This is a genomic window from Bacillota bacterium, assembly GCA_013178125.1.
Classification (GTDB): domain Bacteria; phylum Bacillota; class SHA-98; order Ch115; family JABLXJ01; genus JABLXL01.
Genome location: JABLXJ010000013.1, coordinates 30,584 through 56,248 on the forward strand (window position 1 = coordinate 30,584; position 25,665 = coordinate 56,248).

The 25,665-nt window shown below is 56.6% G+C and carries 22 protein-coding genes; 16 read left to right on the plus strand and 6 right to left on the minus strand.

What is annotated here, in order from left to right; all coding sequences use genetic code 11:
* The first annotated feature begins 162 nt into the window (after window positions 1–162).
* The 7 genes from HPY71_11390 to tatC all read left to right on the plus strand — a co-directional run bounded on the left by HPY71_11390 (window position 163) and on the right by tatC (window position 7,707).
* The gene (locus HPY71_11390) at window positions 163–1,023 is read left to right on the plus strand and encodes a carbohydrate ABC transporter permease (GenBank protein ID NPV54110.1); all 861 of its coding nucleotides are present in this window, start codon (window positions 163–165) and stop codon (window positions 1,021–1,023) included.
* A 133-nt stretch (window positions 1,024–1,156) separates the two neighbouring features.
* Entirely contained in the window at window positions 1,157–2,305 is a 1,149-nt protein-coding gene (locus HPY71_11395) for an ABC transporter ATP-binding protein (protein ID NPV54111.1), read from the plus strand.
* Window positions 2,306–2,378: 73 nt separating this feature from the next.
* Window positions 2,379–3,503: an ABC transporter ATP-binding protein gene (locus tag HPY71_11400; GenBank protein ID NPV54112.1), complete on the plus strand. Its 1,125-nt coding sequence runs from the start codon at window positions 2,379–2,381 to the stop codon at window positions 3,501–3,503.
* Window positions 3,504–3,529: 26 nt separating this feature from the next.
* Window positions 3,530–5,092: a carbohydrate kinase gene (locus HPY71_11405; GenBank protein ID NPV54113.1), complete on the plus strand. Its 1,563-nt coding sequence runs from the start codon at window positions 3,530–3,532 to the stop codon at window positions 5,090–5,092.
* Between the two features lie 48 nt (window positions 5,093–5,140).
* Window positions 5,141–6,238, plus strand: a complete 1,098-nt coding sequence (locus tag HPY71_11410) for an alcohol dehydrogenase catalytic domain-containing protein (protein NPV54114.1) — start codon at window positions 5,141–5,143, stop codon at window positions 6,236–6,238.
* 5 nt (window positions 6,239–6,243) lie between these two features.
* Window positions 6,244–6,612: a hypothetical protein gene (locus tag HPY71_11415; protein ID NPV54115.1), complete on the plus strand. Its 369-nt coding sequence runs from the start codon at window positions 6,244–6,246 to the stop codon at window positions 6,610–6,612.
* Between the two features lie 309 nt (window positions 6,613–6,921).
* Window positions 6,922–7,707, plus strand: a complete 786-nt coding sequence (gene tatC / locus HPY71_11420) for a twin-arginine translocase subunit TatC (protein ID NPV54116.1) — start codon at window positions 6,922–6,924, stop codon at window positions 7,705–7,707.
* A gap of 3 nt (window positions 7,708–7,710) precedes the next feature.
* Here tatC and HPY71_11425 read toward each other — a convergent pair whose 3' ends face one another.
* A complete protein-coding gene (locus tag HPY71_11425; protein ID NPV54117.1) occupies window positions 7,711–8,967 on the minus strand; it encodes a phosphatase PAP2 family protein in 1,257 nt (418 codons plus the stop codon).
* A gap of 340 nt (window positions 8,968–9,307) precedes the next feature.
* On the opposite strand from HPY71_11425, the gene HPY71_11430 reads away from it, so the two are divergent.
* The 9 genes from HPY71_11430 (at window position 9,308) to rlmH (ending at window position 21,867) form a co-directional block, all read left to right on the plus strand.
* Complete coding sequence (locus HPY71_11430) at window positions 9,308–11,170, plus strand: hypothetical protein (protein ID NPV54118.1); 1,863 nt, start codon at window positions 9,308–9,310, stop codon at window positions 11,168–11,170.
* A 662-nt stretch (window positions 11,171–11,832) separates the two neighbouring features.
* The gene (locus HPY71_11435; GenBank protein NPV54119.1) at window positions 11,833–12,855 is read left to right on the plus strand and encodes an AMMECR1 domain-containing protein; all 1,023 of its coding nucleotides are present in this window, start codon (window positions 11,833–11,835) and stop codon (window positions 12,853–12,855) included.
* Window positions 12,856–13,032: 177 nt separating this feature from the next.
* A complete protein-coding gene (locus HPY71_11440) occupies window positions 13,033–17,892 on the plus strand; it encodes a hypothetical protein (protein ID NPV54120.1) in 4,860 nt (1,619 codons plus the stop codon).
* Window positions 17,798–19,036, plus strand: coding sequence for a VanW family protein (locus HPY71_11445; protein NPV54121.1), 1,239 nt, complete (start codon window positions 17,798–17,800; stop codon window positions 19,034–19,036). The genes HPY71_11440 and HPY71_11445 overlap by 95 nt, the downstream gene beginning before the upstream one ends.
* Window positions 19,037–19,096: 60 nt before the next feature.
* Entirely contained in the window at window positions 19,097–19,585 is a 489-nt protein-coding gene (locus tag HPY71_11450) for a YlbF family regulator (GenBank protein NPV54122.1), read from the plus strand.
* Window positions 19,586–19,600: 15 nt separating this feature from the next.
* Window positions 19,601–19,876 (plus strand): DUF3006 domain-containing protein, encoded by a 276-nt coding sequence (locus HPY71_11455; protein ID NPV54123.1) that lies wholly within the window; start codon window positions 19,601–19,603, stop codon window positions 19,874–19,876.
* Window positions 19,877–20,160: 284 nt separating this feature from the next.
* Window positions 20,161–20,445, plus strand: a complete 285-nt coding sequence (locus HPY71_11460) for a DUF3006 domain-containing protein (GenBank protein NPV54124.1) — start codon at window positions 20,161–20,163, stop codon at window positions 20,443–20,445.
* Between the two features lie 118 nt (window positions 20,446–20,563).
* On the plus strand, window positions 20,564–21,391 hold the full coding sequence (locus HPY71_11465; protein ID NPV54125.1) for an MBL fold metallo-hydrolase: 828 nt from the start codon (window positions 20,564–20,566) through the stop codon (window positions 21,389–21,391).
* Window positions 21,388–21,867: a 23S rRNA (pseudouridine(1915)-N(3))-methyltransferase RlmH gene (gene rlmH / locus HPY71_11470; GenBank protein NPV54126.1), complete on the plus strand. Its 480-nt coding sequence runs from the start codon at window positions 21,388–21,390 to the stop codon at window positions 21,865–21,867. Before HPY71_11465 ends, rlmH begins: the two co-directional genes overlap by 4 nt.
* A 55-nt stretch (window positions 21,868–21,922) precedes the next feature.
* Here rlmH and HPY71_11475 read toward each other — a convergent pair whose 3' ends face one another.
* The 5 genes from HPY71_11475 to HPY71_11495 all read right to left on the minus strand — a co-directional run bounded on the left by HPY71_11475 (window position 21,923) and on the right by HPY71_11495 (window position 25,579).
* Window positions 21,923–22,123: a hypothetical protein gene (locus HPY71_11475; GenBank protein ID NPV54127.1), complete on the minus strand. Its 201-nt coding sequence runs from the start codon at window positions 22,121–22,123 to the stop codon at window positions 21,923–21,925.
* Between the two features lie 77 nt (window positions 22,124–22,200).
* Window positions 22,201–22,347, minus strand: coding sequence for a hypothetical protein (locus HPY71_11480; protein NPV54128.1), 147 nt, complete (start codon window positions 22,345–22,347; stop codon window positions 22,201–22,203).
* A 142-nt stretch (window positions 22,348–22,489) separates the two neighbouring features.
* Complete coding sequence (gene ypeB / locus HPY71_11485) at window positions 22,490–23,866, minus strand: germination protein YpeB (GenBank protein NPV54129.1); 1,377 nt, start codon at window positions 23,864–23,866, stop codon at window positions 22,490–22,492.
* A gap of 40 nt (window positions 23,867–23,906) precedes the next feature.
* Window positions 23,907–24,416 (minus strand): spore cortex-lytic protein, encoded by a 510-nt coding sequence (locus HPY71_11490; protein ID NPV54130.1) that lies wholly within the window; start codon window positions 24,414–24,416, stop codon window positions 23,907–23,909.
* Window positions 24,417–24,625: 209 nt separating this feature from the next.
* Entirely contained in the window at window positions 24,626–25,579 is a 954-nt protein-coding gene (locus tag HPY71_11495; GenBank protein ID NPV54131.1) for an L-lactate dehydrogenase, read from the minus strand.
* Window positions 25,580–25,665 lie beyond the last annotated feature (86 nt).

The following is a 25,665-nucleotide window of genomic DNA, read 5'->3' on the forward strand; positions in this document are numbered from 1 at the left end:
AATATGAACGGCGAATATGAACTATATACTATATAGACTGCTTCATAGACTGCTTCCTATGCTACAGGAGCGCTATGGAAGCGGAGCGGAGCAGAGCAGGATAACCCCGGGTCCTGGGTTGCAGGTCCTGGATTACGGTGCGATGGCGAGGGGGGTATAAAGATGGAATCCAGCGCGAGAAATAAATTCACTCAAAGCCTTTTGACCGTTATTATGTTGATTTATTTCGCCTTTGCTCTCTTCCCGATAATTTGGATGATATTGATATCCCTTAAGAGCCAGCCGGAGCTTTTCACAACGAAATTTGTTTTCAAGCCAACGATCGAGAGTTATAAGGCTATAACAGTAGGCCTCAGATATTTAAAAGGCACGGGGAGTTTCCGGCCGGATTTTCCCAGATTCTTTCTAAACAGCATAATCATAAGCACGACATCCGTAGCGATATCGGTGCTGGTGGGCGTGCCGGCCGCATACGCTCTGGCCAGGTTCAAGTTCCCGGGCAAGGAAAACCTTGCTTTCACGTTCCTGTCCTTCCGGTTTGCCCCGGAGCTGAGCGTGATCATCCCGCTATCTATATTGTATCGGAGGTTCGGGCTTTACGATACCTACATCGGCATAATATGGGTGTACCAGCTCATCACATTACCCCTTTTAATCTGGGTGTTACGTGGATACTTTGAGGATATATCCACAGAGATCGAGCAGGCCGCCATGACCGATGGGTATACCTACTGGCAGGTCTTTTGGAGGATACTACTGCCGCTGATCAGGCCGGGCCTCGCTGCCTCCGCGCTGCTGGCATTTGTATTCGCATGGAATAACTTCATCTTCGCTATGATCCTGGGTGGCGGAAAGGTCCAGACGGTTACCGTTGCCGCCCTCTCGTTTCTGGCTTCGGAGCAGGCACATTACAACCAGATGGCGGCCGCTAGCCTGATTTCGGCGGTGCCCCAGATAGTCCTCGCGCTCATAATCCAGAAGTCCCTGGTCCGCGGCCTTACATTTGGTGCGGTTAAGGGATAAGTGAGAGCTATGAGAGTTAAAGGATAGGTGGGATAGGAGGATGCAGTGCCTGGCAGGATACGGTGGGACAGGATACGGTGAGAAATGAGAACGCTAGAGGACCCCAGGAAGGAGTTAAGGAGGGTCTCACGTTATGGCAAGGCTTGGTCTATACAACCTCTGGAAGCATTTCGGGAAACTCACAGCCGTTAAGGGGCTAACCCTGGAGGTTAAGGATAAGGAGTTTGTGGTGTTGCTTGGTCCATCCGGAGCTGGTAAGACTACGACACTGAAGCTCATCGCTGGTGTTGAAAAGCCGAATGGCGGGTATGTTATGATCGGGGACAAGGTCGTGAACGCGACGGAGCCGCATCGACGTAATGTAGCTATGGCTTTCGAGACCTACGCCCTTTACCCGCATTTTACGGTGTATGAGAATCTGGCCTTTCCGCTACGAGCACCGGGTATGAGGCTTTCACCGCAGGAGCTCGAGCGAAGGGTCAGGCGCGTGGCTGAGGTGCTCAATATTGACATGCTTTTCGATAGGAAGCCGGCGGAGTTGAGCAACGGTCAGAAGCAGAGGGTATCTCTGGGCAGAACCATGGTCCGCGAGCCGGACATATTCCTCCTCGATGAGCCCTTGTCCCACCTGGATGCCAAGCTGCGTCACCACATGCGGATGGAATTCAAGAGGCTGGAATCCAGCCTGAATACCACCGTACTATATGTAACTCATGATTATCTCGAGGCGCTCGCCCTCGCAGATAGGATAGCGGTGATAAATCAGGGGGTGCTACAGCAGGTCGGGACACCTGACGAGATCTTCAACCGCCCTGTAAATCAGTTCGTCGCGACGGCCCTGGGACAACCTGAAATAAACCTTATTGATGGGGATATTATAACGGAGGCCGGTGCCCCGGTATTTGTTGCTATGGACGGCGAGCTTAAGATTAGAGTACCCCAGATATTGCATAAACCTTTGATGAAGAAGGGTCTCAAAAAGGCACGCATAGGCGTGAGGCCGTTTGACATAGGGGTGGTGAGGGCTCGCGGCCGAGGGGATGATCAGGTCGACAGAGATGGCGACAAGGCGCGCTTCAGGGGAAGGGTTTACGTTTTTGAATCGCTGGGCAACAAGGGCGTTTTGACCGTTCGGGTCGGAAAGGCCAGGTTGAGTGTGTTGACATCCGCGAATTTCAAGGCTAATGTCGATGAGAGCATCACGCTGGAGGTCGACTGCAGCAAGATCATAGTATTCGATCCCGAGACCACAGAGAATATCGCCCTGACGGTAACAGCGTAGCCAGGCGGCCAGGGGGGCAACCAGGCAGGGTTGCAAAAAGCGGATGTTGTCGCATAAAGAGGGGAGATATCTTATGGCTGAGGTAGTGCTTAATAAGGTATGCAAGACATACACCGGCAGAGGTGGGAGGGAGGAGGTCGAGGCGGTAAAGAATCTCGATCTCACCATAGAGGATGGCGAGTTTTTGGCGCTTCTAGGGCCATCCGGCTGCGGGAAAACCTCCACCCTGCGGATGATCGTGGGTTTGGAGCAGATAACTTCGGGGGATATTTATATCGGAGGGCGCCGCGTGAACGATCTCGAGCCGAAGGATAGGGATGTGGCGCTGGCGTTTGAAACCTATGCCCTGTATCCCCCATTGAGCGTCAGGGATAATATAGCCTTTTGTCTCCGGGCGCGCAAGATGCCGGAGGCTGGGGTGAGGGAGCGGGTTTCCCAGGTTGCGGAGATCCTGGATATAACGGGGATTCTGGATCGTAAGCCCGGCGAGCTCGGCAGCGGGGAAAAACAACGGGTTTCCCTGGCCCGCGCGCTTGTAAGAAATCCGGCAGTATTTCTCATGGATGAGCCGCTTTCGCACCTCGATGCGAAACTGCGCCATCACATGAGGAAGGAGCTCAAGCGCCTCCATGCGGAGATCCGCACCACAACCGTGCTTGTGACCCATGACCAGCTCGAGGCCATAGCCATGGCGGATAGAGTGGCCATTATGAATCTTGGAGAGCTGCAACAGGTCGGCACCCCCGACGAGGTGTACAACAACCCTGTGAATGAATTCGTAGCTGATTTCGTCGGGGAGCCTCCAATTAATTTTCTGAATTGCGAGATTGTAGCTGAGAATGGAGAGCTTTACGCTGTGGGTGGGAACCGCAGTTTGAGGCTCAAGATCCCTGGCAAGGCGTGGGAAGGGTTGAAGAAGTCTAACCTGCGCAAGGTGAAACTCGGTATAAGGCCCCTGGACATCAAATATTCTTTTACACCACCGGATGAGCTTAATGGGCAGCAGGCCGGGGGGGTCGTATATACCTTCGAGCCCCTTGGTGAAGAAGGACATCTGACGGTCCAGATCGGGAATGAACTCGTAACGGTCATAACCCCGCCGGTCCTCGATACCCGGCCGGAGGAGAAGGTCTGGCTGATCTTCAGCGAGGAGCGGCTTCATTTATTCGATGCAGCTACGGGGATAGCCATCTGCTGAATTATGGTGTAGGGGCGTGTATATACATGTCGGGGTCTTCTGACTCTAGATATCTCATGGGTATAGATGTGGGAACATCCTTCGTCAAGACCGTCCTGCTGGATCTCGACGGGGACGAGATTTTCGTGGCCGGTGAGAGGAACGCAGTTGAATCAGTCCAGCCGGGCTGGGCCGAACAGGATATGATGCTCCTTTGGGAGATCACAAAGAAAACAGTTCGGGCTGTAATGTCCAGGAGCGCTGTGCCCCCTGAGGCCGTGACCGCTGTGGGCATAACGGGCCAGGGTGATGGGACATGGCTTATAGGGAGGGACGGAAACCCGGTACGCCGCGCCCTGATCTGGCTTGACGGGAGGACGGGCGACGTGGTCTCGAGATGGCACGTGGATGGGACCAACCATGAGGTTTTCAAGCAAACGGGCACGGTCTTGACCCCGGGTCACCAGAGCTCCCAGCTATACTGGTTGGATAAGGCCGAGCCGGAGTCGCTGGCAAAGGCGAAGGCGGTCCTTCATGCCAAGGACTGGATATTCTTCAAGTTCACACGGGAGATAACAACTGATGAATCTGAGGCATCATATACGTTTTTCGACATAAGGAATAACCGATATTCTGACAGGGTATTCGAAATTCTCGGTATCGAAAGGTGGCGGCACTTGATCCCACCCGCCCATCCGAGCTGCGAGAATATCGGTGAGCTCGACGGCGATATCGCCCGCGAGATCGGCCTGCTCCCTGGCACGCCTGTCGCGTCGGGGCCCGTAGATGTAGCGGCTACGGCCATAGGGGCGGGTGCGTTGTACGAAGGGGATGGGTGCTCGGTCATAGGCACGGCAGGGATACATCAGATTGTAATGGATGAACCCCTCACTGAGCCACCCGATGTAGGGTATACTCTGTGCTACGGGCCTCCCGGTAAGTGGTTGCGCATGCTGCCGACAATGGCATGCACCTCGAATCTGGAGTGGTTCATACGGCATTTTTGTTGGGAGGACATCCAGGAGGCCGGCCGGCTCGAGATGGATTCATGGAATTACCTGGAGCAAATTGCTGAACGTGTACCAATCGGTTCGGAGGGGGTGATTTACCATCCTTATATAGACCCTGCAGGCGAACGGGTGCCATTCGTTAAACCATCAGCGCGGGCCCAATTCCTCGGGCTGAGTTCCTTTCACACGCGACATCACCTGCTCAGGGCCGTATATGAGGGGGTAGCCCTGTCCGCGCTGGATTGCTACAGCTATATGCCAAAGGAGATCAGGGTGATCAGGCTCGCGGGCGGGGGTGCCAAAAGCAGGTTTTGGGCCCAGATGTTTGCCGACGTGACCGGAAAGGCCACATGGACCCTTGTGGGGACGGAGTTTGGTGCGAAGGGGGCAGCGATAAACGCTGGGGTGGCCGTTGGGGCCTACAGGGGCTTTGAGGATGCGCTTGAGCGGACGGTGAAGGTCTCCAGGGAGTACCATCCAGTGCCCGAGAGGACGGAGCGCTATCGCCGGATGTATGAAGTCTACCGTGAGACCTACCGCTTGATGTGGGGGGTGTGGGATAGAAGTATGCATCCGGTATTCATGGATAATTTAGTCTAATTCTTGAACTTTAAATAAATCAGGGTTCTACCTGGGGAGGGAGTAAGAATGGTAGATCTACCCAAGACCATGAAGGCCCTTGTTTGTTATGCGCCGCATGATTATAGGCTGGAGGAGGTAGAAACCCCGACGCCGGGGCCCGAGGAGGTGGTCATAAAGGTAGAAGCGTGCGGAATATGTGCGGGCGATGTGAAGGCCTACCATGGTAGCGCCGAGAGTTTCTGGGGGGGCGGCATCAATCCGCCATGGATCAAGGCCCCTGTTATTCCGGGGCACGAGTTTATAGGCACCGTAGCGGCCTTGGGGCCCGGGGCGAGGGAGAAGTATGGGCTTGAGATAGGCGACAGGGCGATCTCCGAGCAGATCGTCCCGTGCTGGAGATGCCGGTATTGCAAGACGGGACATTACTGGATGTGCGAGGTCCATAACATCTACGGTTTTCAAAAGGAAGTCCACGGGGGCATGGCCGAGTACATGAAGTTTACAAAGGATGCAATAAACTACAAGGTGCCGAAGACGATCCCGGCGAGGGAGGCGGCCATGATCGAGCCGCTCTCGTGCTCGATTCACGCTGTGGAGCGCGCCGACATACAGCTCGGGGACGTGGTGGTTATATCCGGGGCGGGCCCGCTTGGCCTCGGGATGGTGGCGGTCTCCAGGCTTAGAGCTCCCGGCAAGCTCATAGTGCTGGATCTTAAGCCCAACCGGTTGGAGCTCGCGAAAAAGCTCGGCGCGGACATGGTCATCAACCCCAAGGAAGATGATGCTATAGCTATAGTCAAGGATTTAACAGGCGGCTATGGCTGTGATGTGTATATCGAGGCTACCGGCCATACGTCAAGCGTGATCCAGGGACTTCAGATGATCAGAAAGCTTGGGACGTTTGTGGAATTTAGCGTCTTTTCAGATCCTACTACGGTTGACTGGAGCATTATCGGGGACCGGAAGGAATTGAATCTCTTCGGGGCTCATCTCAGCCCTTACTGTTATCCCAAAGCTATTGATTATATAGCAAACGGTAGTGTGCCCGTAAGTGACATCGTAACTCATGCATTCCCCCTGGAGCAGTATAAAGAGGCCTTTGAGAAGATGGGATCTGGCGAGGATTCGATAAAGGTGGTGCTCATGCCCTCCCTTCTAGTATAGATGAGATGGAGGTTGGGGTTGGCCACCACGGGGAGCCCGGGCTTAAGAGGGAGAAGTTAAGACCCGTGGATGAGATAGTGGATATGCTTTGTGCCGAGGTCATTCCCGATTTCCCATTTGAGGCTGGCGATGAGGTCGTGACATTGATCAACGGCCTTGGAGCAACGCCTCAGCTTGAGCTCTACATAGCAAATAGGCGGCTCTTTAAGAACGTAACGGATAAGGGGATAAGGATATACAGGGCGCTTGTAGGTGAGTTCTTCACCGCCCTCGAGATGGCGGGATTCTCCATCACCCTGTGCAGGCTCGATGAAGAGCTCAAGGAGCTACTTGATGCTGAGGTCTATACCCCGTATTTCACCCAGGCCGGGTGAGGAATGAGCGTGAGCGTGGAAATGGGAGAGATGTACATGGATAGCTCGAAGGCACGCTCGAGCGCCTTCATCGTGCCGTCGGTTTAGTCTGAATAGCGCGCGCCCTACCGTACGAGAACCCTCCTGGCAGCATCAGGATGCGGTATAACCCCAGGTGCATGTCAGGATAAATGGAGGCCAAATCCGCCTATCTGACATGGCAATCGGCGTCTGCGTCGAAAACTGAGATTAGGCAGTAATATTCCATGGCGATTTGCAAAGGCTAATACAAGATCAGTAATGGCCTCAAACTTGAAGGTGTGAGGACTTTTGAACACGATACGGGCAGGCGGATTGGACGAGGGGGCGCAGGGTGAGGTCGTGGCTATGCGGGAGACTATACGGGGGACCGAGCCCGCGACGACCGCGGCGCGGGAGATGACGCTTATCAAGCACCTTGAGGAGCTCCGGGCCAGGATCATCAACGCGGTGGTTGCCGTGCTCGCAGCGAGCTGCCTCGTTTACCTGAAGGTGGACTGGATCCTGGCGGCGATCACCAGGCCCGTGGGGAGTCTGGTCTTTTTGAGCCCTGCAGAGGCCTTTGTTGTCCGGATCAAGCTGGCTCTGGTGGGCGGCGCGATCCTGGCGGGGCCAGTCATCCTTTTTGAGGCATGGAGATTTGCAGCTCCCGCCCTCACGCCTGCGGAGGCGAGACAGGCACTCCTCTTCCTGCCGGCGGCGTTCGTAGCCTTTTTTGTTGGGGCCGCTTTTAGCTTGCTGGTCGCCTTCCCCGTCGCAATGAAGTTCTTGATGAAGTTTGCCACCCCGCAGCTAATCCCCATGATATCCATCGGTGAATATGTTTCCTTTGCGGTCCTGTTGACCGTTAGCCTCGGGCTGGTCTTTGAGATGCCGCTTGCGATCTTGTTGCTCACCAGGCTAGGCCTTGTGACCCCCCGCGGCCTCGCGGCCAGGCGCAGATACGTGATCCTGGGGGTCTTTGTCGTCGCCGCCGTGATAACACCGACGGTGGATATGATTTCTCAAGTGCTGGTTGCCGCGCCCTTGTGGGCCCTGTTCGAAATCGGGGTCCTGCTCGCGAGGTTCGCCGGCTAGCCGTCATCTCTTAATTTCCCTGAAGACCTGCACCGATACTATGCAGCATATAGCCCAGAAGCCTCCTATTGCAAATCCTGCCAGGACATCGCTGGGGTAGTGCACCCCGAGGTAGACCCGGCTCGCCCCGATCATCAATATGAGGAGGAGTCCTGCGAGGAGTATTACCGGTTTCACCAGTTTACCCCTGCCTGGCTTGATATTCACAAGCAGGAGATATACCAGGGCCCCCAGAACCGCGGTGGACACGGTGGCGTGGCCGCTCGGGAAGCTGAAACCCGAGGCCTCCACCAGCCGGGGATAGTCCGGGCGCGGCCGTTGGAAGATCGCCTTCAGGAAGCTTTCGAGGAATACTCCACCGGCAAGCGCAAGAGGAGGGGTGAGGCAATCAAGGCGGCGACCAGTATGATGCAGGATATAGCTCGCAACCAGAGCCACTCCTATCAAGGCGACGGGGGATCCGATCATGGATAGGAGGCGCATGGTGCCTACGGCACCCGGGCCGAATACCGTCCTTACCAGAAGAGTTACGGCGTTATCCAGCCTGTAGAGTTCGTTTTCAAAGAGATCCTCGGCGAGTTCAGTGAAGATGAAGAGGAATGAGAGTCCTAGGGTGAGGCCGGTGGCGATGAAAACGGCGAATTCCCACTCTGGCCTGAAGAAACGCTTGACCATGAGCTCCAGGTGATCCCGCACATCAATTAGCTGCTTCCGCACCGCGAGGAGAGTTCCGACATGTCTTGAGAGTATATACCCTACGATCAGCGCTACAGCGATTCCGATGGTTATGATCCCTGAATATCTTGCAAGGAACTGGGTTGCCGCAGGTCCCATGATCATAATGACTGCGGCCTCCAGGAAGAACCGCATTCCTCTCCCGAGGAGTGATGCCCATACAAGGGTGACTTTGCTTACACGAAAGACGCCGGAGGCGATGGTGAATACCTTGTAAGGTATCGGCGTCAGCGCAGCTATGAGTATGGCCCACCCTCCATACCGGGCGAACAATCCCTCAGTCTGGCGCGTTCGGGTCGTCCCTGCCAGGCGCTCCAGGAGAGGTCGACCCGCCGCCCCCCCGATTACATGGCCGAAAACCCCTCCGAGGGTTGAAAATACCGTGCACAGGAACGCATACCAGAGGGCAAGACCGGGTGACATCAGGCATAGTGGAATCAAGACCACGTCCGGCGGCACAGGGAAAAAGGATGCCTCTGCGAAGGCGACGACTGACAATCCGAGAATGCCATACTTTGTAAACATATCAGCGGAATGTGCAATGAAATCCAGTAAGGGCTGCCACAAGAATTATCACCCTAATCCATCCGCTCCGATTTCGGCCAGATGGCCATACGGACATTTCATTTCTAGTTTACCACTTGAAATTATCGAAACGCAAGGCTAAATCCTCGAAGCCCTAGGGCTACGTTATTTTGGGAGGCCGATGAAGGAGACATGTGGCAGGTGACGAATTATTATCGGAGAATAAGAGAGGGGCGTTTAGTGTATTCCTAACCAATCGCTACCCGGCGCCGTGCTTAGAAGTGGTATGGTATAATTAGGACGACATGGAAAACCATATCTATCTGAAGGTGCTTTGAAGGTGTTTGAGGGTAAGGTGTTCGAGGGAGGTAGAGCAATGGTCGAGGCTGTTGAGGCTAAGGTGCTGCCGGTCGAGGAGATGGTCTCTGAGGAGGAGTTTACCGACCGGGTGGAGATACTGAGGGAGCTCGAGGACTGGTACCGCAACATCAAGCGCAGGATCTCGAGCAGCCTTGCGCTGATCTCTCCGCGCCGCATGGGCAAGACCGCCGTGCTGGACAAGCTGGTCAATACCGTATTCTTCAAGGACTATGACGTAGCTCCCTTCTACTTCAAGATGAAACGGGAGGAGACCACGCTCCGGAAGTTCCTGCTGGAATATTACACTACGTTCTTCCGGCAGTATATTGCATATATGTTGAAAGATCCCGCTCTCTATAGGGATAGGAAGGTAGACCTTACGGCTCTTCTAGGCTGGAAGACGCGCGATGAGAGGGTGCGCTATGTTCAAGAGGAGCATATTAAGGTCTTTGCCAGGCGATATGAGGAACGTGACTGGCGGGATGCACGAAACCACTGGGAGGATATGATCGCAACCCCCGAATTTCTCGGGGCGGTTCTCGGGACCCATGTAGCTGTTATTATCGATGAATTCCAGGATATGAAGTTTTACATTTTTGACGTAAGCGAGGAGCGCCTGGAACAGATCAAGAACGAGCGTAAGGGTGAGCCAGGCTATGGCGGGGTGGACCTTACAGCCACATATGACCGCCAATCCCAGAGCAGGCGCGCGCCCATGCTGGTCTCGGGCTCTGCCGTAACCATGATATTCCGCACCGTCATGGGTGGGCCCCTCGGAGGCCGCTTCGGCTTCAAGTACTTGAAGCCCATGACGATCGAGGATGGCGCAACCCTGATGAAGAAGCTCCTCAGGGCGCGGGGCTTGGGCATCACCGATGAGCTTGCCATATACTTAAGTTCCAGGGTAAACGGCCACCCATACTACGTATACTGCTGCGCCGAATCTGACTACCCTGAAAAGGACTTCACCACGAAGGATGGCATCGACAGGGTCATAGAATACGAGGTCACAAGGGGCAAGATATTCGGCTTCTGGGAGACCCATTTTGCAGAGAATAGGCAGTATATAAACCAGGATAACGATGTTGAGCTTGGGAAGAAGATCATCTACTACTTCACGAAATACAATAACGCCCCTGTGGATATCGGGGAGATAGCAGGCAAGCTCGGGGTGAGCAAGTACGCTGTTGAGGAGAAGATCGAGAAGCTCTACCAGGCAGACCTGGTCTACAGGAGCGACTTCAAGTATTACACCTTCAACGACATCATGCTCATGCGCTACATCCAGCACCGGTATGAGAACGAGCTAAAGGATATCGAGAAGGTGGACCTCAAGGAGCAGGGGCTCTTCAACTACGTTAAGGGCAAGCTCCTCGAGATGGTGGTCCAGAATGTGATGTCCAGGTTCAACAACGAGGAGCTCGACGGTAGGCTTTTTGGCCATCCGGGGGAGGTCATCACAGCGCCCCTTTTCAGGATGCGGGGGGATACGGTTGTAAAGCTACCCACCTCCAGGGAGTACCAGATCGATGCATTCGGGATATATGACCAGGATGGGACGAGGCACCTATGGGTTGCGGAGTGTAAGTATCGTAAGGGTGATCCCATGACATCAGAGGAGGTAAGGAAGGCGCTCGAGGCGGCGGATGCGCTGAAGGAGATGCGGATGGCCCGGGATCTCACGGTATGGCTTGTGTCGACGGGCGGGTTTACAAGGGATGCGCTTACGCTGATGCAGGAGAGCGAGGCGCAAAAGAGGCGCTGCCTTTTCTCAGGCCAGGATGAGATAAATGAGATAGCACGGCTGTATGGTATAGGGGTGAAGATTGTAGAGCTCGAGTGATGGTTAGAGGCTGGATCCCTAAGGTCCCTATAATGTATATCATTGCTGTGCGCATCCCGGAGCCGTTCAAATTGGCGCTGTCAGCCGGGATAGTGCTAGCCACGAGCACTGTCAGCCGGGAACAATGTTAGTGACCGACATCGTCTGTCAGGAACAATGCTAATAGCCAGCATCGTCCATCGGAAACAGTGCTGATGGTTAACATCATCCGTTAGGAACAATGCTAGTGGTTAACATTGTCCGTCAGGAATAATGTTGGTGGCCAACACTGTTCCCCCGGAATAGTGTTAATGGCTAGCACTATCCGGCGGTGACAATGCTAATGGCTAGCATCGTCTGCCAGGGACAGTGTTAATAGCTAGCACTATAACCCTCAAATCCACTGTTAGGCGGGGTTATCCCCGCCTAATTATTATTTATTGTGCGCCCGGTAATTATCTTGGCTACTGTTTTACGGGTGCGCTCTGGAACGAGGTGGGACCTGATGGGATACTATTATGGTTCATCATGGTTTTCTTATAGCAGATGTGGAGGGAATATGTATCTCACGGAGAATAGTAGTGGTAGTATGATCGTGCCGGGCTGTGAGACTATAAGGCCATATTAAGGTATATCTGAGGTATGCATTGGCATGCCTCATATACATCGAGGCTGGTTTGTTTGTGAAAGATTATAGGCATAGAAATGACGGGTATAACCACGGAGCCTACCGTGGCAGGGAGCAGGCCTCCGGGGCTGGGATCGCCGGCAGGGGCCGGTCGCGGACTCTCTTGTCTGGTCTTATCTTTGTAGCTCTCTTATTGGCGGGCTTTACGGGTATAGGGGTATTGAATAGAGGAGTATTGAATAGCCGCCAGGTAGGGAATCCCGAACCTGCTGGTACACCGAGCCTGTACCCTGCAGGGGAGTCGAGAAGGCTCCAAGGGGTCCGGGGGGAGGATGGTCCGGGCGAAAATCCAGGCGAAAGCCCGGTCGAGGGTCTGGGCGAGGGCTCGGGCGGGGACCTGCTTGACCGCGTGAGGGCGGCCGGGCCTGATTTCGAACGGCGGGTGACCGGCCTCGCGAAAGAGGCTGTGGAGCGCTTTGTGAGAACCGGTGTTGTGATGACGACTGCCACCCCACAGAGGGGTTATAAGAGGGGCTACGAGCGCGCCGGCCGCCATGAGCATGAGTATGAGCATGAGCATGGGCGCGAGCACGCTGGCCAGGGAGAAGGGGCGGCTCAGGAGGAGGTTGACCTGCTGCTCTCGGAGCGCGCGGGCGTGTTCGTTACAATTATCGCAAATAACAGGGTCCGCGGCTGCGTCGGCAGCATCTCCCCTCAGCAGGATTCCATCGAGGCCGAGATCATCCATAATGCGGTAATGGCCGCGAGCGCTGATATGAGACATCCCCCGGTGCGGGAGGATGAGCTCGTTGAGTTGGGCTATTCGGTGGCGATCGTGGGGAGGGTCGAGCGGGTGGACCCGGGCATGGAGTTTGACCCGGGGGCGTTTGGCGTCCTGGTAACCCCGGTTCCGGGAGGGGAAGGCCGCGCAGGGGTGATACTCCCCGGGGAGGCGAGGACGTGGTCCAAAGCGGTTTCGTGGGCGATGCAGGAGGCGGGCATCTCGTCCGGAGAGGTATTCGAGGTTCAAAGGTTTCAGGCGGCGAGCTTCGGCAAGAAGCTCGAGCTTTACCGCTGACGCATGCCGCCGTGCCGTCAGCGGCCCGGTGATTCAGTTTATACCAGCAATCCAGCTGGCGCCAGCGATCGAGCAACCGAGCAACCGAGTAATCGGGCAATCGAGCTGGCCACCCCAGCTGGCCATCCAGACGCCGATACCATCCAGAGATCGGGGGTGGGCTCCATGCAATGTTGCGTGAAGGATAGGCTGGATAGATGCAGAGATGAAAATGAACCCGGGTATAGCGGGGACAGAGCTCGGGGTGGAGTCCGAGGTGGAGTCCGATATGAAGCTCTATGTATCTTAGCCCTCATTTGGGCTCTACTGTGCGTTCTCATGCCTGGCGCCGCGCCGGCTGCAGTGTGGGCCCGCGAGGCGGCCCCCTTTTATCTTTACACGACCGAGAGGGTATTCTCTCCTCAAGAGAAGCCCTACGTCATGGCGCGAGGCACCGGCGCCGGGAGCGGGGCCGGGACCCCAAGGGGCCTGGAGCTCGAGTTCGAAGTCTACCGGTTCGATCCCTTCACTCTCATTGAGAAGGAGAAGACCCTCAGCAGGGTCGGCAGTGTTACCCCCGAGGATGCGCGGCTGGTTGCGAGCTTCTCTCTTACGCCGCGAAGGCGGGATAAATCAGGCGACTTCCTGCTCAAGGTGCCGTTTTCCCCGCCCGGACCTGGCGGCTACCTGGTCGTTGCCAGGGATCAGCGAGGGAGGAAGCAGGCCACATGGGTAATTGTAACCAGGCTTGGGCTGGTAACCAAGCAAGCAAATAACGCCCTAGTTGTCTACGCCCAGGATTTCGCCAGTGGTCGGCCATTCGCCGGGGTGCTCGTCAGGGTGTATGACGGCCATACCGCGATTGCGAGCGGCTATACCGACAGGAATGGCCTTCTCTATGTCGGGAAGGCCGGCCTCCCCAGGAATGCGGTGGTGGTTGCCCGCTACGGTCCAAACTTCGCGCACGTGAATTCCACATACTACTGGGAGGATTCGCGCTATAAGGTTTACGCCTATACCGACAGGCCGGTATACAGGCCGGGCCAGGAGGTCTTTTTCAAGGGGATAGCGCGCGAGGACACTGGCACGGGCGGGGACTACAGGGTGCTCGGGGGCGAAAAGGTCCTGGTGGATATAAGAGACGCGGGCGACGCCTCAGTTTATCGCGCCGAGCTGGTGACAAACGAATTTGGAGCCTTTGGGGGGCAATTCACCCTTGGAAGGGAGCCCGCCCTAGGAACTTATCGTATTCTGACGACTGTGAAGGGGAGCACCCAGTATGCCTGGTTCAAGGTTGCCGAATATCGAAAGCCTGAATACCAGGTTACCGTGAAATGCCCCCGCCCCACCTATGTGGCTGGGGATCGCGTGCCGGTAGAGGTTTCGGCCAGCTATTATTTCGGAGCTCCGGTGGCCGGAGCGAGGGTTAGGTATTATGTGTATAGCCAGCCGTACTATACATATTTCTCCCCTCCTGAGGAGGAGGGTTATTACTCGTATCTCAGCGACGAGGGGATGTATTACGGTGAATTGGTTACTCAGGGCGAGGCGAAGACCGATGGCGGTGGGGTGGCCAGGTTTTCGGTGGCGACCAGGAAAATCGGGCGCAACCGGCGCTTTATAATAGAGGCCCGGGTCGTGGATGAGAGCCGTAGGGAGGTCATGGGCCGGACCAGCGTTGTCGTGGCCCGGGGTACCTTTGAGATCGCCCTGCGGCCGGAGCGTTATGTGCTCAAGCCGCGCGAGCGAGTTGAGATCAAGGTCAGGACGGAGGATTTAGAGGGGAAGCCCGTGGCGCAACGCCTCGAGACCAGGGTCTACAGGGTCGAATGGCAGGGCAAGGTGATGCGAAGGTGGGAGGCGATGTCGGTCAGGGTGGCGACTGGCCGCGATGGCAGGGGCGGATTCACCTTCCTGCCGCGCGAGGAGGGCTCGTACGAGATCGAGATCAGGGGGAGCGATGAGCGGGGAAATGTTATTGCAACGACCGAGCTCATCTGGGTGACCGGCGAGGAGTATGTTCTTGATTCCTATGGTGGGCCCGAGCTCGACATTGTGACGGATAAGGTCTCATATGATAGGAATGATGTCGCCAGGGTCGTGGTCAACACGACTCAGAAGGATGTCTTTGCCCTTGTGACCATTGAAGGTTATAGACTCTATTCAGCCGAGGTGGTTCACCTCGCTGGACACTCGCGCGTTTTCGAGATCCCCTTGAGGCGGGAGTATTCGCCAAACATCTATTTTGGGGTGACGCTTGTTGCAGGTAAACGCCTTATTTCCCGGGAAAAGGCCATCTATATATCGCCGCGCGAGAAGTTCCTGAATGTGACCATCAAGCCCGACAAGGATACATACGGGCCCGGGGAGGAGGCAACCTATACCATAAAGGCCACGGATTCGGCGGGAAAGCCCGTGCGGGCGGAGCTCTCATTCGGCCTCGTGGACGCGTCGGTCTACGCGGTTCAGGGTGAGATGGCCCCTGATATAAGAAGGTTCTTCTATGGGGCGCGGGCGAACAGGGTTGTGACCAACTACTCCTTTCCCGAGTGGTATTACGGCGGCGCTGATAAGGATGCCGGGGCGGGCGAGACCCGGAAGTGGTTCCCCGACACGGCGGCCTGGGAGCCTTTCGTCATCACAGACGGCCGCGGGAACGCCAGGCTGAAGGTGAGGCTCCCTGATTCGCTCACCACGTGGAGGGCGACGGTGCGAGCCCACACGCTGGATACCTCCGTGGGAAGCGGGACCTGCGATATCCGGGCCAGCAAGGAATTCTTCGTAAGAGTGGCTACCCCGAGGTTCCTCACCCAGGGGGATGAGACGGTCATATCGACGATCGTGCATAATTATACCTCGCGGAGCATTCAGGCCAAGGTCAGCCTCGAGGTCTCTGGATCTGGAGTTGAAATCGGCGCGGTCAGGGAGGCAGGGGGCGCGTCCGCAGGTTCAGGTGGAGGTAAAGGCAAAGGTGAAGGTGAAGAGGGTGCGGCGACGGCGAGAGGCGCGGCCATGGCTAAGGGGGTCCGGGCCGGAGCTGGGGCTGGAGCTGGAGCGAGGGTGGTGAGTGTTGCACCGGGCGGGGCCGGGCGGGTCGACTGGCGCGTGAAGGCGAATGGGGTTGGCAACGCCATGCTCGTGGCACGCGCCGTGGCGGGGCGCGATTCCGACGCAATGCAGGTGTCGTTGCCTGTCAGGCCGTGCGGGGTGGAGCGGAGGGAGGCGGTTGCAGGGGAAATTGCAGGGTCCCGGGGAGCCGGGGGCGCCGGGAGCGCCGCGGGAGCCCGAGCTGGAGAGGAAGCTGGCGCGGGAGGAGGCGCACCGTTAGGGTCAACATGGAGGCCTACGGCAGGGCCGGCTCAGATCGAGTTTAAACTACCATCGGACGTGATACCGGGCACGGCAAACCTCGAGATAAGGCTCTCCCCATCCATGGGGGGTGCGGTCTTCGGGGCCCTCGATTACCTGGCATCCTACCCTTACGGCTGCGTTGAGCAGACAATGAGCTCCTTTTTGCCAGACATCGTGGCCGCGAGAGCCCTATCAGATCTGGGTGCTAGCGATCCCGAGCTCGAGAAGAGCCTTCCCCGGATGGTGAACGATGGGCTGCAGCGGCTCTACCGGTTCCAGCATTACGACGGCGGCTGGGGCTGGTGGGAACACGACGAGACGGATACTCGAATGACCGCTTATGTTGTTTGGGGCCTGGCCCTTGCGCGACAGGCGGGGTTCCAGGTTGACCAGAGGGTTATCGACCGGGGCAAGAAGGCCCTGTATGAGGCATTGATGAAGCCCTCCTGCCTCGATGAGCTGGTCTACACGCATTACGCTCTGACTCAGGCCGGAGCCAGGGAGCCTGAGCTCATCCGTCTTGACGAGGCCCTCGCCAGGCGGGACGAGCTGACCAACCTGTCCAGGGCTTTGCTGGCCATGACCTTGAAGGGCCTGGGCAGGGAGGCTGACGCAGGTCGCGTTCTCGAAGACCTGAGGCGCTCGGCGCGTGAAAGCGCCACAGCGTGCTACTGGGAGTCCCGTGGGAGGGGCCTGCAGGTTGAGGATGAGAGCGATGAGGACGACCTGTGGCAGGACAATAAGGTCGAGACGACTGCCTATGTGCTCCGGGCCTTTATGGCGGTGCGACCGGAGGATGCGCTGGTGCCAAAGGCGGCAAGGTGGCTTATGAATGTTCGCCAGGGCAACCGGTGGGCATCTACGAAGGATACGGCGGCTGCCGCGCTGGCGTTGCTTGAATTCCTGAAGGTGAAGGGGAATCTCGCGCCCCGCTTCTCGGCGAGGGTCTATGTCGATGGGAGAATGGTCGGGGAGCTGACGTTCACAGGGGGCGACGTCTTCGCCGGGGAAAAGGTAGTGCGGCTCGACGGGCTCGACGTCCATCCTGGGCGACCTGTCCGGGTCGGGATAGAAAAGGCCGGGGAGGGGAAGCTTTATTACGCAGCTGCCATGGAGTTCTATGTTCCTGCGCCTCGTGGGACCGGGACCGGGACTGTGACTGGGACCGGGGACGTTGCGTCTCGTGCGACCGGCGATGAGGGGGGTATTGCCGGAGGTAGAGCTGCGGGCATTGAGGTGGTCCGGGGCTATTTCACCCGTGAGGTGCACGAGCGCCGGGACCCGGGCGGGGAGTCACGGGGAGATAAGGGGTACACTTATACGTATAAGCCGCTCAGGGGACCAGTGAGGGCCGGGGATGAGGTGTTTGTCAGGTTGCTTATCAAGGCAGACCGTCCCTATAGGTACATGATGATCGAGGATGCGATACCCAGCGGGTTTGAGGTCGTGGACGATTATATCGACAGCTATAGCTGGGATTTCTGGTACGGGCGAAAAGAGGTCAGGGATGCAAAGGTGGCCTTCGCCAGCAGCTATCTAAGGAAGGGTGCGAACGAGATAATCTACAGCCTGCGCGCGGAGCGCCCGGGCCGGTACCGCGTGGCTCCCACGAATGTATGGTGCATGTATGATCCGGAAATCACCGCGGTGGCGGGCGCGTCCGAGATCGCCGTCGAGGAGGCGGGCGGTCATGCCCTCACGGAATGAGGAGGCCCAGATGCGTGCAAAGGCGCAGGCGGATGCGAATGCGAATGCGAATGCTGATGCTAATGCTTATGCTAATGCGGAAGGGCAGGAGTATGCGCCCACCTCGCATAGGCGGGCGCTCAGCCTGCGGGGGCGGGCTTGGGTTGCGATCGCCTGGGCTGCGGTTGCCTGTATCATCGTCTTGATCCTCGTTGCCATCGCCCCGGCTGTTGTCCCGGTCCTTCGCGGGGTTCCAGAGGGACCTGGCGGATGGTCGGGAGGTGCCGAGGGAGAGGTCGGGGGTGAGCCCGGGAATGGGCCGGCGGAATTGGTGGGGCCAGGCGGTGGTGGGGCTGGGTGCGGCGCCAGCGGGCCTTCGAGCGGCCAGCCTGCCGATGCTGGGCAGCCCGTTGTGGTTGCGAGCTTCTCGACCGCGCTCGAGGAGGGCGAGCTCACGCGCAACAATAACATCCGGCTCGCAGCGGAGGCCATAGACGGGACGAGGCTCGCCCCGGGCGCCGTTTTTTCGTTTAACGCTATAGTCGGCCCCCGCATACGGGAGAAGGGGTACCAGGAGGCGAAGGTCATTGTCGAGGGTGCGGCCGCGCCTGGCATCGGAGGTGGAATCTGCCAGGTTTCTACAACGCTTTACAACGTGGCGCTCCTGGCGGGCATGGAGATTCTCGAGCGGCATCACCACTCCAGGCCCGTCGGTTATGTGCCGCTCGGCCGGGATGCGACTGTTGCAGAAGGAAGCCTGGATCTGAAATTTCGGAATCCGACGAGGGATACCATAATCCTCAGGGCGGGGGTGGACGGTAATCGCTTGCTCATCGAGGCTCTGGCGGAGAGGCCTTTAGGGAGGAAAGTGGAGATACTCACATCGATCGAGGAGGTCGTGGAGCCCAGGGTGCTTGATAACCCCCCTGTCTGTGGTGGCGCCCGGGATGCCGGCACGGCGTTCCCGAGCGCGATCGCAAGCGGGCGCGAAGGCTACAAGGTCCTGACATGGCGGGTAACCCATTACCTGGACGAGGACGGGGGCGGGGACCAGGGTCAGGGTGGCCCAAAGCCGGCGACAGAGACCAGGGAGCTTATCTCAGAGGATTACTACAGGCCCGTGGATGTTCCATACATAGTTCATGGTGCTAACAGGTATCATTAAGCATCATCGCCATCGTCAAGCAGGCATCATAATCAGGCATCTAGGAAACGTATCTGTGAGGTGACAGCTATGTCGGTGATTGCCAAGGCTTATGAACTTGCGAAGGCTTTGAAGGAGTCTCCCGAGTATGCGGCCTACATTAGGGCCAGGGAGGAGATCGGCAACCACGAAGCGGCCAGGATAATGCTTAAGGACCTTGAGAGAAAGCGAAAGGAGATCGGGAAGGCGGCGTTGGCCGGCGAGAAGGTGGATGAGGCCAGGCTGGAGGATCTTAAGCGGACCTATGAGATCGTTGGCTTCAATCCCTACATAAAGGAGCTTTTCGCCGCCGAGGCCAGGCTCGGTGAGCTTGTGGCCCAGGTCCAGAAGATAATCGGGGAGGCTATAGGCGATGAGTCCCTGGGCGACTTATCTGGTGAGGACCTGCCGGGAAAGGAATCACCGGGAGATACAGCGGGAGACAGAGCGGCAGATACATCAAAGGGAGCTGCGGGAGAGACGGCGCGGCAGGATTCACCAGAGGGCGGCAGCTCGCTAGATAAGAGGTAAGGCAAGCCAGGAGGGATAACCTTGAAATTTAAGGCGGCTATCGATAGATTTGAGGGCGGCTTCGCTGTCCTACTCGTGCAGGGCCAGGAAGGCCGGGGCCAGGGTCAAGGTGATGAGGATGAGGACGCTAGGGACGTGCAGATCGATTTCCCCAGGAGCCTCCTGCCTAGAGGCGCCAAGGAGGGGGATATATTGGCGTTCGACCTTGAGATTGACAGGGTAGCCACGCAGAGGCAGCGGGAACGGATACGGGGACTCCTTGATAAACTCATTCAAAAGGGTGAGGAATAACCAGCTAAAGTGCGAAGGAAAGGGAAATTGCCGCGCCGAATCCCTATATCGTCGAGAAGCAAGTCGCTGGCCGGGGTTATCAGGTCGTGAGGAGGCCGGCGGCGGGGAGGGGCGCGGTGGACGGGGTCAGGCGCAAGTGGAGGTCAAGGCGTGATAGGTCAAGACGCGACAGATCGAGGCGTAGACATGAGGGTGGAGTCAGGGACGCCGTGTCCCCGGGTATCGCGTCCAGGCTGGTTATTCCTGTAACCCTGGTGGTTGCGGCTTTGGTGCTGGTGTCGACTATGGTGTTGCCCAGGGCCGAGACGGCGCCGGCGAGTGGGAGGGTAAGGGCGATTCTCGACCGCGTCGAAGGGGATATCGCTATCCTTGCGAACTGGGATGATGAACGGGAGAGGTTTGAGATGCCGGCCCGGCTCTTGCCGCCGGGCGCCAGGGAGGGTGATGTGGTCAACGTGGATCTCACCATCGACACCGAGGCGACGAGGCTCAGGCGCGAAGCTGTTGAGGTCCGCATCAAGAAGCTATTGCGTCGCAGGGAAGCCGACTACCGGGCGGGCCTGGACTGAATCTGGGCAGCAAGTATTACGAGAGGATAGGGGGATAGCAGTGCCCTTGAAAAGGGTTGTCCGCTCCGCTATAATTTAAAGCGTGGTTTGCGCAGTTTGAATCGGGAGCTTGATCATTTTGAGCACAAATATCTGCGTCCTTGCGAGCGGGAGCTCGGGCAATTGCACCCTCATACAAACCGATACCACCAGGGTTTTGGTCGACGTAGGGCTCCCCGGCAAGGTGGTTGTGGAGCGCCTTCTTGCGACCGGCGTCCACCCTGGTGACGTCGATGCCATCCTCATAACCCACGAACACGCTGACCATGTAAGCGGCCTCGGCACCTTGTCGCGGGCCCTCGATATCCCCATCTACGCAAGCGAGGCCACTTGGGAGTCGCTCGATGCGAACCCGCGGATTTCCGGACCCATCAGGGAAAAAAATAAAAGGATGATTGCAGGCGGAGAACCCTTTGACCTCAAAGATCTTGTGATCCAGCCGTTTCCGGTGCCTCACGACGCAGCAGACCCTCTTGGTTACTGTATCATCGATGGGCCGAGGAAGGTCGGGATTGCGACGGATGCTGGGCACGCGACGCAGATTATGAAACGGCAGCTGGCGGATTGCGACCTCCTCGTTGTCGAGGCCAACCACGATATAGAGATGCTCATGGTCGGGTCCTACCCCTGGGCTTTGAAGCGGCGCATCCTAAGCGACCTGGGTCATCTTTCAAATGAGGCAACAGGGGAATTCCTGGGATCTATTGTCACCGAGAGGACGTCAAATATCCTGCTTGCGCACCTTAGCAAGGAAAACAACGTCCCGGAGCTGGCTCTTCTTACGGTGATAGCTATCCTTAAGCTTAACGGTATCTCCGTAGGAAAAGATCTGCGAGTAGGCCTCACCTATCGCAATAGGATGACCCGGCCCATCAAGATCGAGAAGGGGTATTGCAAGGTTTGTTGAGCATAAGGGTAATTGCCGTTGGGAAGCTGAAGGAGAGGTACCTGTCGGAGGGGGTCGAGGAATACCTCAAACGTCTCAGGCCTTATGCCAGGGTCGAGATCGTCGAGGTTGCGGAGGAGCCGCTGGGGAAGTCCGCAAGCCCGGCCGACGAGACTCTTGCGAGGCAGAGGGAGGCCGGGAGGATATTCGATCATATCAGGCCGCATTCTTACTGCATCGCCCTGGATCGCGAGGGGGTGGCGCTCTCCTCAGAGGAGCTTTCGGCAGCACTCGAGAAAGCGATGCTATCCGGGATGAGCGATATAGCCTTCGTGATCGGCGGCTCAACCGGGCTCGCCACCGAGGTCATAAACAAGGCGGATATGAGGCTTTCGTTCTCGAGGATGACCTTTCCGCACGGGCTCATGCGGGTCATCCTTCTAGAGCAAATCTATAGGGCATTCAAGATATTGAGAGGCGAAACCTATCATAAGTAACGTTGTGTCGCCATGTAGCGGTATCACCGCACGCGGCATAGGGATGGAGTGGAGGCTAGGTAATTATCACGTAGAGGGAATCTACATCATCATCATTGGCCTTTTGGAGACCCTTCCTTAACTCCCCGAGGTTCTCGTCAGATATCTCCGCGTCATACCTGCCGAGAATTCGACCGCATACTACGCGTGTAGCCTGAGATTCCCTATGTTCCCTCACAAACTCCAGTATCTTCTCGATTTTATCGTTGCGTCCCATCTTGTCAGGACTCCTTTTCCTTTTTTGCCTTTTTCTGTTTCTGCTTATGTTTATGTTCAGGTCCTCGCTCGGGGTCGTCAATCCATTGCAAGCACCGTAATCTGTCGAGAGCTTCCTTTGTCACCGCACCCCTTGAATCCGCGGGCTTTATCTTGACCTGCCCCCCCGGCCTCATTCTCCAACACGTTGCCTTCATGGTCCTTACCCATGGCACTGGCAGCCATTTAGCCTGGTACAGCCCCCTTTTCTTTCCTTACTACCCTTTTTGTCTATTGCTATCTTTACCTTATACTGTATACCGTATACTGTCTCTGGTTTGGTGCCATTCCTGGTATTATTCCCTGGCTACTTCGGCTTTTGTATTCTCTATGTTATCTCAACACGGCGCGCGGTGACTCGCTGGATCTTCACTTCTTGACCTGTAACGGCATCTATATACACTCGAAACTCCTCAGTATCCAGCCTCCCACGGAATTCATAGCATAGCTTCTCCCGGCCGAGGTCATCCAGGATCACAACTAGCCTGGCGCTTGTGATATCCAGCCTCGGGCTGACCCTTGACCTGGCTTCATCCATGGTCAGTGCAGGCATCGGCAGGGTGCGCGCGTGATGGAACGTTATATAGCCTGACCCTTCGAACCCCAGGATGGCTCCATTATCGAGGGCGATGCGGAGCTTGATCGCATCCGGGTATACGAGCACACCGTCTTGTTCAAGAACATACGTTATAACGGCAACGTTCTGGTATTGATCTCTATCGGTGGGGCGCATGTTCTTGAACCCGCGCGACTCCAGGAACGCCGCTCCGATCTCAGTAACCTTATCGAGAGACAATTTTGAGACACTAGCGCGCCGGTCGTCTAGCATCCATATCACATGTCCGCCCTTTTCCGAGACATCAACCCTTATGCTGGCGCCTTGATCTTGATCGCCCCCCCCGCTCCTGGAATCTGCTACAGTCACCCTATATGATCGCGGGTCGGTCACGACCCGGGTGACCGTAAGCTGCTTACCCTCAGTCCGCTCTGGCCCGATAAACCCCCGGGCGATCTCGATGGCCTTGGTTTCAGTTATTAGAGGCCCGGTCAGGCCCTTGGGGACGATCTTTTCGGGGGGTATGTTGCCGGCGAAATCCGGGTCGGGGAATCTGCGCATCCCGTCTTCCAGCATCTTCAGGCTCTTAGTCGCGGGGTTTATTCGCGGTTTTCGAGTCGCCCCCGGTCGCTCGGCCCTTGTCGCCGCCATGGCCCTCTGGATATCATTCCACCGGGCCCCTTCATTCATAAATGAAGCCTGCATTTTCCCGATCGAGGTGCTCATGAACTTGGCCTGGCGGTGAAGGTCGCGGAGCGTCGCCCATTCGCTGGCTGTGATCGGTTGACCCTGAGCGTTTTTGATGGCGAGTGAGTATGTAAATGCGCCAAGCCGCCCTATGAACTGTTCGGTTCTTGTCAGGGGGACGGTGAGGAGAGGGAGCTGGCCGATATTTGCCTGGGCGGTCGAGGCGTGACGCCATATATCTGAAAAGGTTTGCACTCGCCCCTTTGGCGAGTTAGCAACAAGAGCCTTAGCGGTCTCGGCTTCGATCCCATCCAGGTGGTAAGATAGCTCTTGAAACGCCCGCTGGTACTGGTTTTCGACCTGGATTTCAACATGCCGTCTTAATATGTACTCACGAATCCCTAAGAATGCCGTGATCACCAAGGCTATAGTAAGGATAGGTAGAGCTAATTTCCGTTGCAAGGCGTACACCTCCTGGATAAGTTAGGGATGAGATTGAGATTCATCTTGAAAAAACATGGTTGCCGATTTGCGTAATAATAGGCCTGGACCAAATCCACCAGCTTACAGGCTTTGACGGGTTAAAGTAATAGAGCGCACCTCCTGTAGGATCCCACCCGCTAAGGGCATCCTGGGTAGCCCTATAAGCATCTGTGCCTGGATATCTGAGCCAGATGAGCCCATTAGCTACCGACTCAAATGCATCGGGCTCGAATATGACGCCCGGTATGGTCTTGGGGAAGTTTGGGCTTTCTAATCGGTTCATGATTACCGCTCCAACGGCAACCTTGCCTATGTAGGGCTCGGCCCAGGCCTCTCCCTGTATCACTCTTGCCATCAAGTCGACGTTATACCTGTACGAATCCCAGGGGGCCGCGATCAGGCCTTGGTCAAGGGCTTTGTCGTTGCGGCTTGAAATGGCCACCGGCATGATGGTGTTTGGGTAGAATAAAAGCGATACGCATATTGCAAGTAACGCCATGATGACAAGCAAAGCTAAGAATCGCCTCATAGGTTTCCAGTTCCCCCTCTTCGATCATGGTTTAGATAGTCTAGGCTGGCCGATTTCTCTGTCGACACCAGGGAGCATCAAAAAGCTCTTTAGTCTATTTTCTTCCACTGGCTGTCATCATATTCACATTTACAGATTCTTTCTTTAACTTTACAAGGTGCAGCCTCAAGCACGATACAGCTCCAAGGCGCGGTTTTCATAGCTTGGCTTCAGAGTGTCACTTTATCTATAATTCCCCTTATGATCTCCGCGGATTTGCAGAAGGCTTTCTCTTCCTCCTCGCTGAGGCTAAGCGGGACGACCCTGCTTACGCCCTGTTTCCCAACCAGGGCTGGCACGGATAGGCATACGTCGCTCACCCCGTGGTAATTATCGAGAAGCGAGGATACTGTCAATACGGAATTCTCATCCCTGAGTATGCTCCCTGTAATCTCCGTCATGGCGAGGCCGATTGCATAGTAGGTCGCCCCTTTTTTCTCGATAACCTTATATGCTGCATCCCGCACCTCTTCAAAGAGCTCGCGCTGCCATGATGGGTCGCACCCCTTTTCGCAGAGCGGGCAATACTCTGCCAGCCTCATCCCTGCGATATTAGCGAGGCTCCAGACGGGGACTTCGCTATCGCCATGCTCGCCGATTATGTAAGCGTGGACATTTCTCGCGCTTACATTGCAGTGGAGGCTCAACAGGGACCGGAAACGCAAGGTATCCAGCACCGTTCCCGAACCTATGACCATGGATGGGGGGTAACCCGAAAGCTTATAGGCAAGATAGGTCATTATATCTACGGGGTTGGTGACTATGAGGAGAACCGACGATGTCATATGCCTGGTAACTTTCGGTATAATGTCTCTAAAGATATTTGCATTCCTTTGAACCAGGTCGAGACGGGTTTCCCCGGGCTTCTGGGCCGCCCCGGCCGTAATTACAACCATATCCGCGCCCTGGCACTCGTCGTAGTCGCCGGACCTGATGATAACGGGCCGCACAAACGGCACCCCGTGCGCAAGGTCCATGGCCTCGCCCTCAGCCCTGGTCCGGTTTACGTCTATGAGCACGATCTCGGAGGCGAGGCCGCTGATCATGAGGCAATAGGCGAAGGTCGAGCCCACAAAGCCCGCGCCTATTACGACAACCTTCCTGGAACGCACATCCTTTTGCATGTGTTCGTTCTCCCTCCTACCAATAGTGTGTCCCGGTGGAGGCAGGCTAAAACGCGGTCGGGCTCAAAAAGTTCGGCTCAAACAGG

Excerpts from the sequence above, each read along its gene's own strand:
- HPY71_11390 (NPV54110.1), top strand. The coding sequence starts at position 163 with ATGGAATCCAGCGCGAGAAATAAATTCACTCAAAGCCTTTTGACCGTT.
- HPY71_11395 (NPV54111.1), top strand. The coding sequence starts at position 1,157 with ATGGCAAGGCTTGGTCTATACAACCTCTGGAAGCATTTCGGGAAACTC.
- HPY71_11400 (NPV54112.1), top strand. The coding sequence starts at position 2,379 with ATGGCTGAGGTAGTGCTTAATAAGGTATGCAAGACATACACCGGCAGA.
- HPY71_11405 (NPV54113.1), top strand. The coding sequence starts at position 3,530 with ATGTCGGGGTCTTCTGACTCTAGATATCTCATGGGTATAGATGTGGGA.
- HPY71_11410 (NPV54114.1), top strand. The coding sequence starts at position 5,141 with ATGGTAGATCTACCCAAGACCATGAAGGCCCTTGTTTGTTATGCGCCG.
- HPY71_11415 (NPV54115.1), top strand. The coding sequence starts at position 6,244 with ATGGAGGTTGGGGTTGGCCACCACGGGGAGCCCGGGCTTAAGAGGGAG.
- HPY71_11425 (NPV54117.1), bottom strand. The coding sequence starts at position 8,967 with ATGTTTACAAAGTATGGCATTCTCGGATTGTCAGTCGTCGCCTTCGCA.
- HPY71_11445 (NPV54121.1), top strand. The coding sequence starts at position 17,798 with ATGTATGGTGCATGTATGATCCGGAAATCACCGCGGTGGCGGGCGCGT.
- HPY71_11460 (NPV54124.1), top strand. The coding sequence starts at position 20,161 with ATGGTGTTGCCCAGGGCCGAGACGGCGCCGGCGAGTGGGAGGGTAAGG.
- HPY71_11475 (NPV54127.1), bottom strand. The coding sequence starts at position 22,123 with ATGGGACGCAACGATAAAATCGAGAAGATACTGGAGTTTGTGAGGGAA.
- HPY71_11480 (NPV54128.1), bottom strand. The coding sequence starts at position 22,347 with ATGGCTGCCAGTGCCATGGGTAAGGACCATGAAGGCAACGTGTTGGAG.
- HPY71_11490 (NPV54130.1), bottom strand. The coding sequence starts at position 24,416 with ATGAGGCGATTCTTAGCTTTGCTTGTCATCATGGCGTTACTTGCAATA.
- HPY71_11495 (NPV54131.1), bottom strand. The coding sequence starts at position 25,579 with ATGCAAAAGGATGTGCGTTCCAGGAAGGTTGTCGTAATAGGCGCGGGC.